Source organism: Pseudoalteromonas sp. MMG007 (assembly GCF_018100985.1).
In the GTDB taxonomy this organism is placed as follows: Bacteria; Pseudomonadota; Gammaproteobacteria; order Enterobacterales; family Alteromonadaceae; genus Pseudoalteromonas.
Window position 1 is genome coordinate 1 of record NZ_JAGJEI010000031.1, and the last position, 2,819, is coordinate 2,819.

The window sequence follows — 2,819 nt, forward strand, 5'->3', positions numbered from 1 at the left end:
CTTGCCTTTGCTCATAAAACACCTCTTTTTAGAAGTTACAATGTAACTTAGTGGGTGTCTAGCAAACTATGGGAAGTCCAGTATGCCATATTCTTTCGAGAACGAATTTCGTTTGTGCTTAAAAGATTTTGGTTTTATTAATGATGTCATAGGGGCTCACGCCCCTTACTCAGTAGACATAGAAGAGATTAAATCTAACTTAACGTCTTACAGTTCGGGGTTTTCCGTCAAATTGGATTTAAATACACTCATTGAATCAATCGTAATTTCCCCCCATTCTGACCCATGGTTTTTTGACTTAGTCACTTCAATCGTAGGAGATGAGCGAGAATTCCCGAATTCACTTAGTGATTTAAATGCGATCAGTGTAACTTCCTCTAAAATGAATTAATACATTAGGTAAATGGAGTAACAAGCGCATGTTTTCGAATTGGCTTTCCGGTGCGCTCTAAAACAAACTCTAATGTGGGTATAACAGTGTCTTCAAACCAAACATTCGCAATTTACAGCTCAAATCTAAATTTACTCATATAAACATTATTCACTAAACAGGCCTTTTTCGAATGCTTGCGCAGCATGCGAAGACGGTCTGTCTTTATAGTGCAGTTGGTATAGCGGCCGAGAAAGTTGCTCGTTATTTTTTTGGCTCAGGCGCGTTAATTTGCCTAGCTGTACTAAATCTTCTGTGACTACGTTTGGCAATAAAGCAACGCCCATACCTTGCGCAACAGCCCTTGCTATTGCCTCATTGCTGCCCAATTGCATACTGCGCTCAGCCTGTACGCCATGCTTTGCTAATAACTTTACCGACATTTCTAACGTGCCAGAGCCTGGCTCGCGTAATAGCCAAAACTGTTTGTTTAACCACGCTTTTAGGTTTTTAGCGGGCTTAAAGTTACTCGGTGTAACCACACTCATTAAATCGTTTTGCCAGTGCTTACTTATTATATGCGGCTCGGTAGGTGTGCCTTCAACAAGTGCTAAATCTATAGTGCATTCAAGTAAGGCATGCTCAATTTGCGCAGTATTAGCTACTTTTACTTCTACTTTTATATGCGGGTACTGCGCACAGAATTTGGCTAAATAAGGCGGTAGCCAATAGCTGGCAATGGTTGTGCTGGTGCCAATAACGAGCGTGCCGCGCTTAAGCCCTGTGCGCGATTTAATATCGTCAATGGCGGCTTTTTCGATAGCAAAAATACTACGGGCGTGATCATACAAGGCTTGGCCGCCTTCACTTAAGGTGAGCTTTTTACCCTTAGATGCACGCTTTATAAGTTGTATATTTAATTGGTGCTCAAGCTCTTTTAGCGCTTTAGATACAGCCGGCTGGCTTATAAAAAGCGCCTCGGCTGCGCCTGAAAAACTACCTAATTTAGCCACGGTATAAAACACCCGAAGTGCATGTAAGTTCATTGTATAACCCTAAATTGCATAACTATTAACCGTATAACTTTAAGTTATCAAATCATGATTTTAATATATTGGAGTTATATTTTGGCCTTTATTAAAATGAAGTCAACTAATTAGAGTTGTTTGATTGAGGGAATAGTATGCTTAGTGCTATTAAAAATGGGTTTCAACCTTTGGGTATTAACACTAAGCAATACGGCGATACTCGCTGGTGGCTAGGTATGCTGCTGGTGGTTATTTTAGCGGGGGCATCTGTTGCATTAAGTAAGTTACAAATAATGCAAACTGCGCAATTTAGCTCACTCACTATTGGTATTGTGCTTGGCATTATTGTGGGCAACAGTGTGTTTTCGCGCATAGCTACGCGTACCGATGTAGGTGTTGATTACGCTAAAAGTATATTGCTTAAAGCGGGCGTTGTGTTGTTTGGTTTTAGAATAACCTTTACGCAAGTAGCGGGCGTTGGTTGGCATGGCTTATTAACCGATGTTGTAATGCTGTTAGGCACATTTATTTTGGCAGTGCAGCTAGGCAAGCGTGTATTTAAGCTAGATGAGCAAACAACTATATTAATAGGCGCAGGTAGCTCTATTTGTGGTGCCGCAGCGGTAATGGCAACTGAGCCAGTTATAAAAGCTCAGGCACATAAAGTATCAGTAGCGGTAGCAACGGTAGTGGTGTTTGGCACGTTAAGTATGTTTGCCTACCCAATTATGTTTGATTATATGGGGTTGAGTGAGCATGCGTACGGTATTTTTGTTGGTTCAACTATTCATGAAGTAGCGCAAGTGGTTGCAGCGGGCACAGCGGTAAGCGGCAATGCGGCCGACACCGCTGTGATTGAAAAAATGCTAAGGGTGATGATGCTTGCGCCATTTTTAGTGGGTTTATCGTTTTGGCAAAGTAAAAAGCATGCAAAAGCAAACAACAACAGGCACAGCAGCGAGCAAAAAGCGGGTATTACAATCCCTTGGTTTGCAGTGCTATTTATAGTGGCAAGTGGAGTACATTCGTTATCGGTTATTCCTCAGGGGGCTACAAACGCCATTGTATGGTTTGACAATATATTGCTCACCATTGCTATGGTTGCACTAGGGCTGCGTACACATGTTGGTGCTATTCGCCAAGCCGGTATTAAACCGCTGTTATTAGCTGGCTGTTTACTTTTATTTTTAACTTTGGGTGGCTTTGCAATTAATGTAGGCATTGCCCAAGTGTTTTAAATATAACCTGATGGAAGTAGTTTGGCTTAAATAGGCCAATCTACTTCGTTTAAGTGATCGAGCTGCTGTGTTTTATTACTGTGCCCATGCCACTTTTTGGTATAAGTACCATTTGGATCAAACTGCGCCGTTTGCTTTTGTATATTAAAGTGGCGGCCGCCACGCGGGTCTACCCCTACACCG

At 41.9% G+C, this 2,819-nt stretch carries 2 protein-coding genes and 1 pseudogene; 1 reads left to right on the top strand and 2 read right to left on the bottom strand.

Annotation, left to right across the window (positions count from 1 at the left end; genetic code table 11):
* Positions 1–537: 537 nt before the first annotated feature.
* A complete protein-coding gene (locus J8L71_RS18255) occupies positions 538–1,416 on the bottom strand; it encodes a LysR substrate-binding domain-containing protein (protein ID WP_211001786.1) in 879 nt (292 codons plus the stop codon).
* A 137-nt stretch (positions 1,417–1,553) separates the two neighbouring features.
* On the opposite strand from J8L71_RS18255, the gene J8L71_RS18260 reads away from it, so the two are divergent.
* Positions 1,554–2,636 carry a YeiH family protein gene (locus tag J8L71_RS18260; protein ID WP_211001787.1) on the top strand — a complete coding sequence of 361 codons (1,083 nt, stop codon included), beginning with the start codon at positions 1,554–1,556 and terminating at the stop codon, positions 2,634–2,636.
* 26 nt (positions 2,637–2,662) lie between these two features.
* Here J8L71_RS18260 and J8L71_RS18585 read toward each other — a convergent pair.
* Positions 2,663–2,819, bottom strand: a pseudogene (locus tag J8L71_RS18585) (FAD-binding domain-containing protein); the annotation flags it as partial.